Raw genomic sequence first — 14,529 nt, forward strand, 5'->3', positions numbered from 1 at the left:
CGTCATGGCATTGACGGCATTGGGCAAAGGGGGCGGCGTGGGAACGGCGGGACAGGCAGGGGCACGGGCAATCGACGCGGCGGGCAGCGCCGACGTCGATGCCTATCGCGCGGCCCTGCGTGCCTTCATCGCCCGGCGCGTCGACGACCCCAATGAGGTCGACGACCTGGTGCAGGAGGCCTGCGCCCGCCTCGTCGCCACCCAGCGCGAGCAGCCGCTGGACGAGCCGCGCGCCTATCTGTTCCGCATCGCCGCCAACCTGATCGTCGACCGCCATCGCCGCGCCGCGCCGACGGTGCCGCTCGGCCCGGAGATCGACCCGCCGGTCCCGGCCGCGCAGGAGGACGGCCGCCGCGTCGCCGATCTTCAGGCCGCATTGGCTGCGGCGCTCGACGAGCTGTCGCCGCGCTGCCGCGAAGTGTTCGTGATGCGTCGCTTCGACGAACGCGGTACCGGCGAGATCGCGCGCGAGCTGGGGATCAGCCCGCGCATGGTGCAGAAGCACCTGACCCACGCCGTCGCGCATCTCTACGATCGCCTGGCCCATCTGATGGAGCGCGGCGCGTGACCAGGGACAGGCTCGGCAGCCGTGCGCCGGCAGTGTTCGAGGCGTTCCTCGACGGCCGTGAGGCGGGGCTGCATCCGGCCGACCGCGACGAGGCGGCGGCCTTCTGGTCGTGGCTCGGCGGGTTCGAGCATCCCGGCATCCCCGAGCGTCCGCGCCGGTCATGGCCGCGCTGGGCCGCCGCGGCGGCGCTGGCGGTGGCGGTGTTCGGCGGCGTCGGCTGGATCGCCCGCACGCCGGCCGAGCGGGACGAAGTGCGCAGCATCGCCGCCGGCCATGCCGAGCGCAAGCGCGTCCAGCTCGCCGACGGGTCGACGGTGACGCTCGCCGCCGACAGCCGCGTCGAGATCGCCTTTACGCCCGGCGAGCGCCGGCTGCGGCTGACGGAGGGCGAGGCGCTGTTCGCGGTCGCCCACAACAAGGCGCGGCCGTTCGTCGTCGAGACCCGCCACGGCGAGGTGAAGGCGGTCGGCACCGCCTTCGACGTGGCGGTGGGGAGGCGCGAGGCCGAGGTGACGGTGGTCGAGGGCGTGGTGCGCATCGCGCTCGCCGACGGCACGCGCGGCGGCGATGCCGAGCCGATCGAGAAGCTCGCGCGCAAGGGCGAGCGGCTGGCGTTCGGGGTCGATCGCAGCGGGAGCGGCAGCACCGGCTTCATCCGCCAGGCCGATGCGGTCGACGTCGCGGGGGTGACCGCCTGGACGCGCGGCCAGCTCGTCTTCCACGGCGAACCGCTGCGGGAGGTGATCGCCGAGATCAACCGCTACACCAATGACCGCGTCGTGCTGACCGATCCCGCGGCAGGATCGATCCCGGTCTATGGGGTGATCAATCAGGGCGATACCTCGGCGATCCGCGACCTCGTCGCCGATCCCCATGCGGTGGCGATCCGATCGGAAAGGTGAGGCGCGGGCCTCGCGCCCGCTTCCAACCATCGCGGCAAACCGCTATCGCCGCGCTTTTCCTGAAGCTGTGATCCGCTCGCGCCGCCCGAACGCCCATGCAACCCGCCGGACTCGAGGCCGTCTTCCTGGCCAATCGCGACAAATTGTTGCGTTTCCTGCGCGCGCGCGGCGCGGGCGACGGCGCCGAGGACCTGCTGCACGAGCTGTGGCTCAAGGTCTCCGCGGCGCGCAGCGGGCCGGTGGCGGCGCCGCTCGCCTATCTCTATCGCGCCGCCGACACGCTGATGATCGACCGCTACCGCTCGCGCCGCCAGGCCGAGCAGCGCGACCGCGACTGGAGCGAGGCCGAGGGGACGACCGTTCCCGGCACGTCCGATGAGCCCTCGGGCGAGCGGGTGATCGCCGCACGGCAGGCGGCGGCACGGGTCGCCGAGACGCTCGATGCCCTGGGGCCGCGCGTCGCCACCATCTTCCGCCGCCACCGCATCGACGGCGTCGCTCAGCGCGAGATCGCGGGCGAGCTGGGCGTCAGCCTCAGCACCGTCGAGGGCGACCTGCGCAAGGCCTATCGCGCGCTCGCCGAGCTCAGGGAGCGGCTCGATGAGGTTTGACGCGCATGTCTCCGTCATGTCGGCTAGGAGATTGTAATGGCCGAGCCGCGTGACCGTATCGATGAAGAAGCGCTGGCGTGGGCCGTCCGCACCGCCGATCCGGCGTTCGACGACTGGGACTCCTTCACTCTCTGGCTCGAAGGCGATCCTGCACGTGCTGCCCGCTACGACGCGATCGCGAGCCATGTCGCCGAAGCTGCCGACGATCTGCGTGCCGTGCCTGCTCCCGAGCCGGTCGAGGCTCCCGCGCGTCCCCAACGCCGCTGGCTGATCGGCACCGGCATCGCTGCGGCGCTGGCCGGCGTGGTCGGCTACGGCGCCTGGACGCTGCAGCCGCAGCCCTATGCGATCGAGACCGCCGCCGGCAGCACCCGCACGGTGACGCTCGGCGAGGGCAGCACGATCGAACTCGCCGGCGGCACGCGGCTGGTGCTCGATCATCGCGACGAGCGCGTCGCCACGCTCGAGCGCGGGCAGGCGATGTTCGTGATTCGGCACGATGCGGCGCATCCGTTCCGGGTCAAGGTCGGCGGCGACGAGCTGGTCGACGTCGGCACCGCCTTCGACGTCAAGCGCACTGCCGGCGTGATGCGCGTCGCGGTGTCGGAGGGCGCGGTGGTCTTCAACCCGGGCCGTGAGGCGGTGCGGGTCGACCCCGGCAAGGCGCTGGTCTCCGACGCGGCGGCGCACAGGCTTCGCCTCTCCAGCATCGAGCCGGAGGCGGTCGGCGGCTGGCGCGAGGGCCGGCTCAGCTATCAGGGCGAACCGATCGGCGAAGTGGCCGCCGATCTCTCGCGGGCGCTCGGCGTGTCGATCGCCGCCGCGCCCGACGTCGCGGAGCGCCCGTTCCGCGGCACGCTCGCCGTGGCCACGCTCAGGAAGGACCCGGCCGCCGTCGCGCCGCTGCTCGGCGTTGCGGCGAAACGGTCGGGCGAAGGGTGGGTGCTGACCGCAGGACCGTGATCGCCGCTGCCCGCATCCTCGCGGCGGCCGTGCTGGTCGCCGCCGCACCCGCTCTTGCGGAACCTGTCGCGCTGGTGCTGCCAGCGGGGAGGCTGGGTGATGCTGTGCTCGCGCTCGGGCGGCAGACGGGCACCAACATCGCGGTCGCGGATGCATCATTGTGGGGCCGGCGGGTGCCGGCGCTGCGCGGGCGCTACACCGCGCGGGAGGCGTTGGAGAGGCTCGCCCGCGCCGCCAATGCCGAGGTGCAGCCGGCCGGTCCGACCGGCTGGCGCCTGGTTGCGCGTCGTCCCGAGCCGCCGCGCCCGCGCGTCGTGGCCGTGCCCCGCAAGGCGCCTCCGCCACTGCCTCCCGCACCGGTGGTGGAGGTGCCGCAACCCGACATCGTCGTCACCGCCAGCAAGCGCGACCTGACGCTCCGCGATTTCGCCGGGCAGGTCTCGCGCATCGACGGGGCGGAGCTTTCGCTCGGCGGGGCCGGCGGCACCGACCGGCTGGTGGCGCGCGTCGCCAGCGTTTCCTCCACCCATCTCGGTGCGGGCCGCAACAAGCTGTTCATCCGCGGCATCGCCGATTCGAGCTTCACCGGCCCGACCCAATCGACAGTCGGGCAATATTTCGGCGACCTCCGCCTCAGCTACAACGCGCCCGACCCGGACCTGCGCCTGACGGATCTCGCCGCGGTCGAGGTGCTGGAGGGGCCGCAGGGCACGCTTTACGGCGCGGGATCGCTCGGCGGCATCATCCGGCTGGTGCCCAACGCTCCCGACCTCGACACAGTGAGCGGCTCGATCGCGTTCGGCGGCTCGGCGACCTGGCATGGCGCACCGGGAGCGGATGCGAGCGCGGTGCTCAACGTGCCGATCGAGGAAGGGCGGCTGGGCCTCCGCCTCGTCGCCGACGTCGCCAGTGAGGGTGGCTACATCGACAAGCCGCTGCTGGACCGCAAGGACGTCAACCGCACCCGCATCTCCGGCGGCCGTGCGGCGCTGCGCTTCGACGCGGGTGGTGGCTGGACGGTCGACCTGATCGGCCTCGGCCAGCGCACCCGCGGCGAGGACAGCCAGTACGCCGATCGCGATGGCCCGCCGCTCACCCGCGCCGCGCGGACGGAGGAGGGCTTCGACGCCGACTATGCGCAGGGGCAGGTCGTCGTCGCCGGGCCGATCGGCGACCTCAAGCTGAGCTCGTCCACCGGCATCTCCCGACAGGTGCTCGAGGAGCGCTACGACGCGACGCTGCCGGATCAGGCGCCACGGCTGTTCGTCCAGCACAACCACACCACGATGATCGCGCACGAGACGCGGCTATGGCGGCCGATGGCGGACGGGTGGGGCGGCATGGTGGGCGTGAGCTTCACCCACAACACCACCCGGCTGTCGCGCGAGCTCGGCACGCCCGAGGACCCGCAGCCGGTGACCGGCGTCGAGAACCGCGTCGATGAGCTGTCGCTGTTCGGCGAGGGCAGCGTCGAGCTGGTGCCCGGCCTCACCGCCACGGCGGGCGCGCGCTACACGCGCTCCGAGCTCGACGGCGCGGGTGAGGACGTCGCCCCGGCGACGACCGAGACGCTCGCCTACGCCCGCGCGGAAATGACCGCGGGACGGGTCGAGACCGCCTTCCTGCCCTCGGCGTCGGTGATCGCCGCGGTGCTGCCGCGCACCAGCATCTATGTGCGCTATCAGGAGGGGTTCCGCCCGGGCGGCCTCGCGGTCGAAGCCGATTTCGTCCGCCGCTTCCGCAACGACCGCGCCTCCAGCATCGAGATCGGCGCGCGCCACGGCAGCCGCGGCTCGGACCCGTTCGCGCTGTCGGCGAGCCTGTCCTACACGCGCTGGCGCGACATCCAGGCCGACTTCATCGACGCGACGGGCCTGCCCAGCACTGCGAACATCGGCGACGGCCGCATCTGGTCGCTGAGCGCCGCCGCCAGCGTGCGCCTGGCGCCGGGCCTCAGGTTGGACACGGGCGTCAGCTACAACGACAGCCGCATCGACGAGCCGGCGCGCGACTTCCCCTATTCGATCTCGACCCCGACATTCGACTACGCCATCGGCCTGCCGGCGACGCCGGTCAGCGCCGGGCAGCGGGCGCTCGCGGTGATCGCGCGGATGAACCAGGTGCCGAACATCGCACGCTTCGGCGGGCGGGCGGGGCTCGACTATCGCCGGCATCTCATTGGCGATCTTTCGCTCACCGCCAACGGATGGGTACGTTACGTCGGTCCGTCGCGGCTCGGCGTCGGGCCGGAGCTCGGCGCGCGGCAGGGCGACTATCTCGACAGCGGCCTCACCGTCCGCATCGGCACGCCGGGGATCGGCGCGACGCTCAGCGTCACCAACATCGCCGATGTCGAGGGCAATCGCTTTGCGCTCGGCACGCCCTTCACCACCGGACGCGACCAGATCACGCCGCTGCGCCCGCGCACCGTCCGCCTCGGTCTCGACGCCAGCTTCTGAAAAAAATCGCGGACCGGCCAAGGCGCCGGCCGATCGGCTCCGTCCTGCAGATCAGAACATCTGCAAAAGGGACCCTTGATGCGTCGTTACCTGCTTGCCTCCACCGCGCTCGCCGCGATGGCGGCGCCCGCCGCCGCGCAGACCAATGTCGATACTGCGCGCACTACGCCGATCAGCACCTCGACCATCAAGAACGGCACGCCCGACGCGATCAACATCACCGACAAGGGCTCGGTCAAGCCGGCCAGCGGTACCGCGGTCACGGTCGACACCAACCATGCCGTCACCAACGGCGGCACCATCCAGATCACCAATTCGGACGGCGCGATCGGCATCGGCGCCAACGCCGGCACCGGCGGCGGCATCACCAACAACGGCGCGATCACCATCGACGAGACCTATACCGCGGCCGACGCCGACAATGACGGCGACGCCGACGGCCCCTTCGCGGTCGGCGGCAACCGCGCCGGCATCCGCACGCAAGGCGCCTACACCGGCAACATCGTCAACGGCACGGCCGGCGTCATCACCGTCGAAGGCAATGATTCCGCCGGCATCCGCCTCGGCGGCCCGCTGACCGGCAATTTCACCCACGACGGCAAGACGACGGTCATCGGCGACCGCTCGATCGGCGTCGACGCGGGCGCGATCAACGGCAACGTGCGCCTCGCCGGGACCGTCACCGCGCAGGGGAAGGACGCGATCGGCGCCCGCTTCGCCGGCGACATCTCCGGCGCAATGGTGGTGCAGGGCACGATCAGCTCGAGCGGCTATCGCTTTCCGACCGCGCCCACCGATACTTCCAAGCTCGACGGCGACGACCTGCTCCAGGGCGGCTCGGCGCTGATCGTCTCGGGCAATGTCGGCGGCGGCATCATCTTCGCGGTGCCGCCCAAGGACAACAGCACCACCGACAACGACGAGGACAAGGACGGCATCGAGGATTCGAAGGAAGGCAGCGCCGCCGTCTCCTCACAGGGCGCGGCGCCGGCAGTCGTCATCGGCGCGACCGACCGTGCGATCACCATCGGCCCGGTCGCGGGCACCGGCACCGGCTTCGGCATCATCATCGACGGCACGATCAAGGGCGACGGCGTCTATTCGGGCATCGACGGCAACGGCCTGGTGATCGGCGGCCGCGGCGGCGCGGTGACGGTCGCGGGCGGCATGGGCATCAGCGGCACCGTCTCGGCGAACAGCAACGGCGCCAGCGCGACCGCGATCCGCATCGGCGCGCAGGCGACCGTGCCCGAGATCCGCAACAGCGGCACGATCAGCGCGGCCGGCGGCAAGTCGACCACCTCGCTGACCACCGCGATCCTGATCGACCAGGGCGCCTCGGTCGGCACCATCCGCAACAGCGGCACGATCAAGGCGGTCGCCGGCGGCGACGACGGCACCGCCACCGCGATCCTCGACCGGTCGGGCAGCGTGGTGCTGGTCGAGAACAGCGGCACCATCTCCGCCTCGGGTGCCAAGGCCGATTCGACCCGCAACGTCGCGATCGACCTCTCGGCCAACACCAGCGGCGCCACCGTCCGCCAGACCGCGGTGGCGAGCGGCGTCACCGCGCCCTCGATCACCGGCGACATCCGCTTCGGCACCGGCAACGACGTGCTCGACATCGCCGACGGCGCAGTCAAGGGCAACGTGTCATTCGGCGCCGGCAACAACCGCCTGGCGCTGTCGGGCGACGGCACCTACACCGGCGCGGCCACCTTCGGCGCCGGCAACGACACGCTGGCGCTCACCGGCACCTCGAAGTTCACCGGGTCGGCGGACTTCGGCGGCGGATCGGACGTGCTGACGATCGACGGCGGATCGCTGTTCGCGGGTTCGCTGGCCAATGCCGGTGGCCTGGCCGTCACCGTCACCAACGGTGCCTTCGACGTCACCAAGACCGCGTCGATCGCCTCGCTCAACGTCGGGGCCAGCGGCGTACTCGCCGTCACGCTCGACAAGACCGGCGGCACCGGAACGATGATCAACGTCGCCGGCAACGCCAGCTTCGCCGATGGGGCGACGCTGGCGCTGAAGGTCGCCAGCATCAAGGACGTGGAGGGGCATTACGTCGTCCTGCAGGCCGGCTCGCTGACCGGCGCCGACAAGCTCAAGACCAGCTCGGTGCTGCTGCCCTATCTCCTCAAGGGCACGCTGAACACCAGCGTCGCCAACCAGCTCGCGGTCGACGTCGTCCGCAAGACCACCACCGAGCTCGAGCTCAACCGCTCGGAAAGCTCGGCGTTCAACGCGATCTACACGGCGCTCGGCACCGATCAGAAGGTCGGCGATGCCTTCCTCAACATCACCGACGGCGAGGTGTTCCGCGGCTCGCTCCGCCAGCTCCTGCCCGACCATGCCGGCGGCGCGTTCGAGGCGGCGACCCAGGGCTCGCGCAGCGTCGCCCGCATGGTTTCCGACCCGCACGGCCCGTTCAAGGACGAGGGCAACTGGGGCTATTGGGTCACCTCGACCGTGTGGGGCACGTCCAAGGATCGCGACGCGACCGCGGGCTACAATGCCGGCGGCTGGACCGCGGCGGGCGGCGTCGAGACCAAGACCGGCTTCGGCAACGTCGGCGTCTACGCCGCGTACATGTGGAGCCAGGACAACGACAACAGCACCGACAACGACGTGATGGGCAACCAGTACGAGCTCGGCAGCTACTGGAAGGGGCGCTGGAACGGCTTCGCCGCCAATGTCCGCGCGTCGCTGGCCAAGATCGACTTCGACAGCACCCGCCGCTTCGACGGATCGATCGGCACCGAGGCGGTCAGCCGTGTCGCCAAGGGCAGCTGGGGCGGCAAGCTGACTTCCTTCTCGGCGGCGGTCTCGCACGAGAGCGGCGGCGCGATGTTCTTCATCCGCCCGTCGGCGGCGGTCGACTATTACAAGCTCAAGGAGGACGGCTACACCGAGACCGGCGGCGGCACCGCAATGAACCTGACCGTCGCCGGGCGCACCAGCGACGAGCTTGCGGTCACCGGCGCGATGGCGGCCGGCATCGACTTCATGGGCTTCTACGAGCGCGACGAGGGCTGGTTCCGCGTCGAGGCTGAGGGCGGCCGGCGCCAGATCGTCGGCGGCGAGCTCGGCGTCACCAAGGCCCATTTCCAGGGCGGCGAGACCTTCACCCTGGTACCGGAGGACCGCACCAACGGCTGGGTCGGCAAGCTCCGCGCGATGGGCGGCAACAATTATTTCCGTCTGGTCGGCGAGGCCAGCGCCGAGGAGCAGCAGGATCGCTTCGTCCTCGGCATCCGCGCCTCGCTCCAGATCGGGCTCTAGTCCCTCTGATTGGCTGCCGGGCACCGGTCCCCCGCACGGCAGACAATCGCGGCCGCGGCATTCTCCCCAATGTCGCGGCCGCACCCTTTTTCCGCTGCGGATTGATGTCGGCCGGGCTGTTGTGCCTATAGGCTTCATGCGGCGTCCCGCCGCGGGGGTGGCATGATGGCAGCTGAGTTCGACGTGGTGATCGTGGGCGCCGGCCATGGCGGCGCGCAGGCGGCGATCCTGCTGCGCCAGCACGGCTTCGCCGGGTCGATCGCGCTCGTCGGCGACGAGCCGGGGCTGCCCTATGAGCGGCCGCCGCTCTCCAAGGAGTATCTGCTCGGCGAGAAGCCGGTCGAGCGCCTCTACCTCCGCCCGGCGGAGTTCTGGCGCGGACGCGACGTCACCCTGCTTCCGGGCCGGCGCGTGTCCGCGCTCGATCCTGCGGCGCATCGGCTGGCCCTCTCGGACGGGGACGCGATCGGCTATCGCACCTGTATCTGGGCCGCAGGCGGCCGGGCGCGCACGCTCGCCTGCGAGGGCGCGAACCTCGCCGGTATCCATCTCGTGCGTACGCTCGCCGACGCCGATGCGATCGCGGCGGCGCTCGGCGGCGTGACCAATGTCGCGGTAATCGGCGGCGGCTATATCGGGCTGGAGGCGGCGGCGGTGTTCCGCAAGTTCGGCAAGCACGTCACCCTGCTCGAAGCGCTGCCGCGCGTGCTCGCGCGCGTCGCGGGCGAGCCGCTGTCGCGCTTCTACGAAGCCGAGCATCGCGCGCACGGCGTCGACGTGCGGCTCGAGACGCAGCTGGAGGGTTTCACCGGCGCGGATGGCCGCGTGGCTGGGGTACGCCTCGCGGGAGGCGAGATCGTACCGGCCGAACTGGTGGTGATCGGCATCGGGATCGTTCCCAACGTCGAACCGCTGCTGGAGGCGGGCGCAGCTGGCGGGAACGGCGTCGACGTCGACGAGCTGTGCCGCACCTCGCTGCCGGACGTCTATGCGGTGGGCGACTGCGCCGCGCATGAGAACGGCTTCTGTGGTGGCCGGCGCATCCGGCTCGAATCAGTCCAGAACGCCAACGATCAGGCCGCGACCGCAGTGAAGGCGATCCTTGGCCAGCCGCAGCCTTATCGCGCGGTGCCGTGGTTCTGGTCGAACCAATATGATCTCAAGCTGCAGACGGTGGGCCTGTCGGCGGATCACGACGAGACGGTGCTGCGCGGCGATCCTGCCTCGCGCGCCTTCTCGCTGATCTATCTGAGGGAAGGGCGGGTGATCGCCCTCGACTGCGTCAACGCGGTCAAGGACTATGTCCAGGGCCGTGCGCTGGTGGTGAACGGCGCTACGCCCGACAAGACTGCGCTCGCCGATCCGGCGGTGCCGCTCAAGGGGCTCGCCGGCTGAATCCCGCACCGGGACGCCGGTTAACCACCTTTTCGCATGGCCAGAATCGTAAACGGGGCGTTAACTTCCGCCCATGCGACGCTATCTCGTTCTCACCGATGAAGGCCGGCGCCACCCCTTCCGCCGCTCGCTCCCGCCGCAGCGGATCGAGCGCCTCAGGGACGATGATCAGGACCTGAAGCTCTTCGCGCTGAGCTTCACCGCCTTCTTCATCTGCTTCTATACGTTCCTGTTCTGAGCTGAGGCTGTCCGGATGAAGTGAACTCGTGCTCCTGCGAAAGCAGGAGCCCTGGATCATGAGCGGCGCACTAGCGGCCTGGGCTCCTGCTTTCGCAGGAGCACTCGTGTAGTTTCAAACCGGACGGACTCTAGTCACACGCCTTGTGCAGCTTCTGCGCGAGCCACGCCGAGATCAGGCACATCACCGCCACCAGCAGCAGCATGTTCTCCGATGTCACGCCCAGGGCGGTGAGGGCGATCACCACCACCGCGCCAACGGCCATCGCGCCGGAGTTGACGACGTTGTTCGCCGCCACCGTGCGTGCGGTCTGGTCCTTGGTGACGGTGGTGGTGAGGAAGGCGTAGAGCGGCACCACGAACATGCCGCCGGTGATCGCGATCGCGACGAGCGTGACGATCACCAGCAGCGACTGCGGCATCGTCACGAACTCGGCGATGTTGTAGAGTCCGCCGTCGGGCGCCGGCACGAAATTGCGCGCTTCCAGCGAGAAGGCGACGACGAACACCGCCATCAGCAGCACCGACATCGGCCCGTATTTGGCCGAGATGCGGCCCTTGAGCATGGCGTTGATGATCACCGATCCGATCGCGACGCCGATCGAGAAGATCGCGATCGTCATGCTCGCGACGCGCTCGTCGGCGGTCAGCACGTTCTTCACCAGCGGGGGGAAGATGATGATCAGCACCGCCCCGATCGTCCAGAAGAAGCTGATCGCGCAGATCGCCAGGAACAGGCGCGGAATGTGCATCGTCGCGCTGATCAGCCGCCAGGACGAGGTCAGGGGATTGTAGTTGATCGCGAGCTGCGGCCCGACGCGCGGCGCCGGGGGCACCATCCGGCCGGTCACCCAGCCCGCGAGCGCCACCGCCAGCGTCATGCCCGCGGCCAGGCGGATGTCGTGCACCACGAACCCCGCCACCACCGTGCCGATCAGGATCGAGAGGTAGGTCCCCGCCTCGACCAGCCCGGTGCCGCCCAGCACCTCGTCCTCTTTGAGGTGCTGAGGCAGGATCGCGTATTTGATCGGGCCGAAGAAGGTCGAATGGATGCCGAGGAACAGCACCGACGCCAGCATCATGCCGATGCCGATCGTGGTGTGCCCGGCGCGTGCGGCGAGCATCCCGGCGCCGCCGAACAGCATGATCGCGATCTCGGCGGTCTTCACCAGCCGGATGATCTTCGACTTGTCGTGCGTGTCGGCGAGCTGGCCGGACAGGGCGGAGAGCAGGAAGAAGGGAATCAGCGACAAACCGGTCGCCAGCGCGTTGAAGTTCGATTCGAGCTTGGCGTCGTTGAAGATCTCGTAGGTCGCGAACAGGACCATCGTCGTCTTGAACAGATTGTCGTTGAAGGCACCGAGGAACTGGGTGACGAACAGCGGCAGGAAACGCCGTTGCCTGAGGAGCCCGAGGGCGTTGATCATGGAAGAGGATACACCCCGGTCGTTAAGACAGCCCCGCCGCCATAGCCGAGCGGGGGAGGAGCGGGCAACTCTCATACCCCTCCCGCTCCCGGGAGCGGAGTGCTAGTCGGGACATGATGCTGACGCTGCCCAACATCCTGACCCTCTCGCGGATCTTCGCGGTGCCGCTGCTCGTGTGGATGCTGTGGTGGCCGCAATGGACGGTCGGCTATTGGCTGGCGTTCGTGCTCTACTGCGTGATCGCGGCGACCGATTACCTCGACGGCTATCTCGCCCGCGCGCAGGGGGCGGTGTCGAAGCTCGGCATCTTCCTCGATCCGATCGCCGACAAGATCATGGTCGCCGCGGTGATCCTGATGCTGGTCGCGACCCACGATATCGAGGGCTTTCACCTCATCCCCGCGCTGGTCATCCTGCTCAGGGAGATCATGGTGTCGGGCCTGCGCGAGTTTCTGGGCGGCATCCAGGTCTCGGTGCCGGTGTCGCAACTCGCCAAATGGAAGACCGCGCTCCAGCTCGTCGCGCTGGGCGCGCTGATCCTGTCGGGCGCGCTGCCGGGGTGGCTGTGGATCAAGGTGGTCGGGCTGGCGTCGCTGTGGGCTGCCGCCGCGCTGACGCTGATCACCGGATGGGACTATCTGCGCATCGGCCTCAGGCACATGGAAAGCTGATGGCGGTCGAGATGCTCTATTTCGCCTGGGTGCGCGAGGCGGTGGGGAGGGGCGGCGAAACGATCGAACCGCCCGCCGAGGTGGTGACGGTCGCCGACCTGCTCGACTGGCTCGGCGGGCACAGCCGGCCCCACGCCGCGGCTTTCGCCGACAGGGGGCGTCTGCGCGCGGCGGTCGACCAGCGTTTCGCCCCGCTCGATGCGCCGATCGCGGGCGCGCGGGAGATCGCGATCTTCCCGCCGGTGACCGGCGGATGATCCGCGTCGTTGTCCAGCCCGAGCCGATCGACACCGCCGCCGAGCTGGCGCTAGCTGAAGCGGAAGCCGGCGGGGCCGGCGCGGTCGCGAGCTTCACCGGCCTGGTCCGCGCGGACGACGGCGTCACCGCGCTGGAGCTGGAGCATTATCCCGGCATGACCGAGGCGGCGCTGCGCCATCTCGCCAACGAGGCAGTCGAGCGCTGGGCGCTGCTCGGCGCGACCGTCGTCCATCGGGTCGGCCGGATGACGCCGGGCGAGCGGGTGGTGTTCGTCGCAGCCGCGGCGAGCCATCGCGCTGCCGCACTGGAGGCCTGCGCCTATCTGATCGATCGGCTCAAGACCGATGCGCCGTTCTGGAAGCGCGAGCTACGTGGCGATGCGGCGCGCTGGGTGGAGACCAGGGAGGGCGACATCGCCGCTTCCGCTCGCTGGCTGGCGGAGTAGAGTCCGCCCATTCCACCGTTCGCCCTGAGCTTGTCGAAGGGCCATACTTTCTTTCGAGCGGTTGCGGGAGAAGGACGGCCCTTCGACAAGCTCAGGGCGAACGGGAGAAGAGGCGATCGAAAGGCTCACCCTTCCGCCAATACCTCGGCCAGCAGCCGGAAGTCCTTCTCGCGCGGCGAGGCGCGGCGCCATACCAGGGCGATATCGCGGGCCGGGTTGTCGGCCGCGAGCGGCGTCGCGTCGACATGGGTGCTGTCGAGGATGCCCGCCTCGATCGCCATCTCGGGCAGGATCGTAACGCCGAGGCCGTTGTCGACCATCTGTACGATGGTGTGGAGCGAGGTGCCGAGCATCGTCGCCTCGGCGCGGATCTCCGGCCGGTTGCACGCCGCCAGTGCATGGTCCTTGAGACAATGGCCGTCCTCGAGCAGCAGCAGCCGCGTCTCGTCGATCTCGCTGGGCTTCACGCCCGGCGGGGTCGGCGCGATCTCGCCTTCGGGATAGGCGAGGAACAGCCGGTCCTGGAACAGCCGCGCCACCTCGACGTCGCCGCAGGCATAGGGGAGGGCTAGTAGCACGCAATCGGTGCGCCCGTGACTGAGTCCTTCGCACGCCGCACCGCTCGGTTCCTCTCGCAGGTAGAGCTTGAGGTCCGGGTAATCGGCCCGGAGCCGCGGCAGGATGCGCGGCAGCATGAAGGGGGCGATCGTCGGGATCACGCTCATCCGCATCTCGCCGGACAGCGGCCGGCCGGCGGCGCGGGCCATGTCGCCCAGCTCCTCCGCCTCGCGGATCACCCGCCGCGCCTTGTCGGCGATGCGCTCGCCCACGGGCGTGAAGCGCACCACCCGGCGCGTGCGCTCGACCAAGGTGATGCCGATCAGCGTCTCCAGCTCGCGGATGCCGGCGGAGAGGGTGGACTGGGTGACGAAGCAGCTCTCGGCAGCGCGGCCGAAATGGCCATGGTCCTTCAGCGCCACGAGATACTGGAGCTGCTTGAGCGTGGGAAGATAAGTGGCGGCCAGTGATCGTCTCCGTCGATGGTCACGGCCTAGATAAGCGGTTCCGACGATGACGCCAGCCCCAGCCTGGGGCTATTGTCTATCGCGCCACAGCAGCCACAGGTTGATCGCGATCCCTATCGCGGCGCCTGCCAGGAAGCCGATCGTCGTCTGGCCGAGAAGGAAGCCGATCACGATGCCGGCGAACAGGGCGAGGACGAACAGGGCACCGCCGCCGGTGGGCGACTTGGGAGACGGAGCGGGATCGGGGGTCGGCATCCTTCCCTCCTGCCATGTCCCGGCC

14 protein-coding genes are annotated in these 14,529 nt (G+C 69.9%); 11 read left to right on the forward strand and 3 right to left on the reverse strand.

The window, feature by feature from the left end; translation table 11 throughout:
- Positions 1 to 37 precede the first annotated feature (37 nt).
- From LZK98_RS07810 to LZK98_RS07845, 8 genes are all read left to right on the forward strand, one after another.
- Entirely contained in the window at positions 38 to 568 is a 531-nt protein-coding gene (locus LZK98_RS07810; protein ID WP_233785833.1) for an RNA polymerase sigma factor, read from the forward strand.
- Positions 565 to 1,470: a FecR family protein gene (locus LZK98_RS07815; protein ID WP_233785834.1), complete on the forward strand. Its 906-nt coding sequence runs from the start codon at positions 565 to 567 to the stop codon at positions 1,468 to 1,470. Before LZK98_RS07810 ends, LZK98_RS07815 begins: the two co-directional genes overlap by 4 nt.
- Positions 1,471 to 1,565: 95 nt before the next feature.
- Positions 1,566 to 2,081, forward strand: coding sequence for an RNA polymerase sigma factor (locus LZK98_RS07820; protein ID WP_233785835.1), 516 nt, complete (start codon positions 1,566 to 1,568; stop codon positions 2,079 to 2,081).
- A gap of 36 nt (positions 2,082 to 2,117) precedes the next feature.
- Positions 2,118 to 3,044 (forward strand): FecR family protein, encoded by a 927-nt coding sequence (locus LZK98_RS07825; protein ID WP_233785836.1) that lies wholly within the window; start codon positions 2,118 to 2,120, stop codon positions 3,042 to 3,044.
- Entirely contained in the window at positions 3,020 to 5,503 is a 2,484-nt protein-coding gene (locus tag LZK98_RS07830; protein ID WP_233785837.1) for a TonB-dependent receptor domain-containing protein, read from the forward strand. The genes LZK98_RS07825 and LZK98_RS07830 overlap by 25 nt, the downstream gene beginning before the upstream one ends.
- Before the next feature lie 78 nt (positions 5,504 to 5,581).
- Entirely contained in the window at positions 5,582 to 8,791 is a 3,210-nt protein-coding gene (locus LZK98_RS07835) for an autotransporter outer membrane beta-barrel domain-containing protein (RefSeq protein WP_233785838.1), read from the forward strand.
- 165 nt (positions 8,792 to 8,956) lie between these two features.
- Positions 8,957 to 10,186, forward strand: coding sequence for an NAD(P)/FAD-dependent oxidoreductase (locus LZK98_RS07840; RefSeq protein ID WP_233785839.1), 1,230 nt, complete (start codon positions 8,957 to 8,959; stop codon positions 10,184 to 10,186).
- A gap of 73 nt (positions 10,187 to 10,259) precedes the next feature.
- On the forward strand, positions 10,260 to 10,424 hold the full coding sequence (locus LZK98_RS07845; RefSeq protein WP_233785840.1) for a hypothetical protein: 165 nt from the start codon (positions 10,260 to 10,262) through the stop codon (positions 10,422 to 10,424).
- Between the two features lie 130 nt (positions 10,425 to 10,554).
- Here the strand turns inward: LZK98_RS07845 and LZK98_RS07850 are convergent, their stop codons facing one another.
- Positions 10,555 to 11,850: an MFS transporter gene (locus LZK98_RS07850; protein WP_233785841.1), complete on the reverse strand. Its 1,296-nt coding sequence runs from the start codon at positions 11,848 to 11,850 to the stop codon at positions 10,555 to 10,557.
- 116 nt (positions 11,851 to 11,966) lie between these two features.
- Between LZK98_RS07850 and pgsA the strand changes: the two genes are divergently transcribed.
- The 3 genes from pgsA to LZK98_RS07865 are packed head-to-tail and all read left to right on the forward strand — an operon-like array spanning position 11,967 to position 13,224.
- Entirely contained in the window at positions 11,967 to 12,521 is a 555-nt protein-coding gene (gene pgsA, locus LZK98_RS07855; RefSeq protein ID WP_233785842.1) for a CDP-diacylglycerol--glycerol-3-phosphate 3-phosphatidyltransferase, read from the forward strand.
- Positions 12,521 to 12,778 carry a molybdopterin converting factor subunit 1 gene (gene moaD / locus LZK98_RS07860; protein WP_233785843.1) on the forward strand — a complete coding sequence of 86 codons (258 nt, stop codon included), beginning with the start codon at positions 12,521 to 12,523 and terminating at the stop codon, positions 12,776 to 12,778. The genes pgsA and moaD overlap by 1 nt, the downstream gene beginning before the upstream one ends.
- A complete protein-coding gene (locus LZK98_RS07865; RefSeq protein ID WP_233785844.1) occupies positions 12,775 to 13,224 on the forward strand; it encodes a molybdenum cofactor biosynthesis protein MoaE in 450 nt (149 codons plus the stop codon). Before moaD ends, LZK98_RS07865 begins: the two co-directional genes overlap by 4 nt.
- 125 nt (positions 13,225 to 13,349) lie before the next feature.
- Here the strand turns inward: LZK98_RS07865 and LZK98_RS07870 are convergent, their stop codons facing one another.
- Together LZK98_RS07870 and LZK98_RS07875 are read right to left on the reverse strand one after the other, a co-directional pair.
- Positions 13,350 to 14,249, reverse strand: a complete 900-nt coding sequence (locus LZK98_RS07870) for a hydrogen peroxide-inducible genes activator (protein ID WP_233786529.1) — start codon at positions 14,247 to 14,249, stop codon at positions 13,350 to 13,352.
- Positions 14,250 to 14,318: 69 nt separating this feature from the next.
- Positions 14,319 to 14,504 carry a hypothetical protein gene (locus LZK98_RS07875; RefSeq protein WP_233785845.1) on the reverse strand — a complete coding sequence of 62 codons (186 nt, stop codon included), beginning with the start codon at positions 14,502 to 14,504 and terminating at the stop codon, positions 14,319 to 14,321.
- Positions 14,505 to 14,529 lie beyond the last annotated feature (25 nt).

This window comes from Sphingomonas cannabina (genome assembly GCF_021391395.1).
Lineage (GTDB): Bacteria > Pseudomonadota > Alphaproteobacteria > Sphingomonadales > Sphingomonadaceae > Sphingomonas > Sphingomonas cannabina.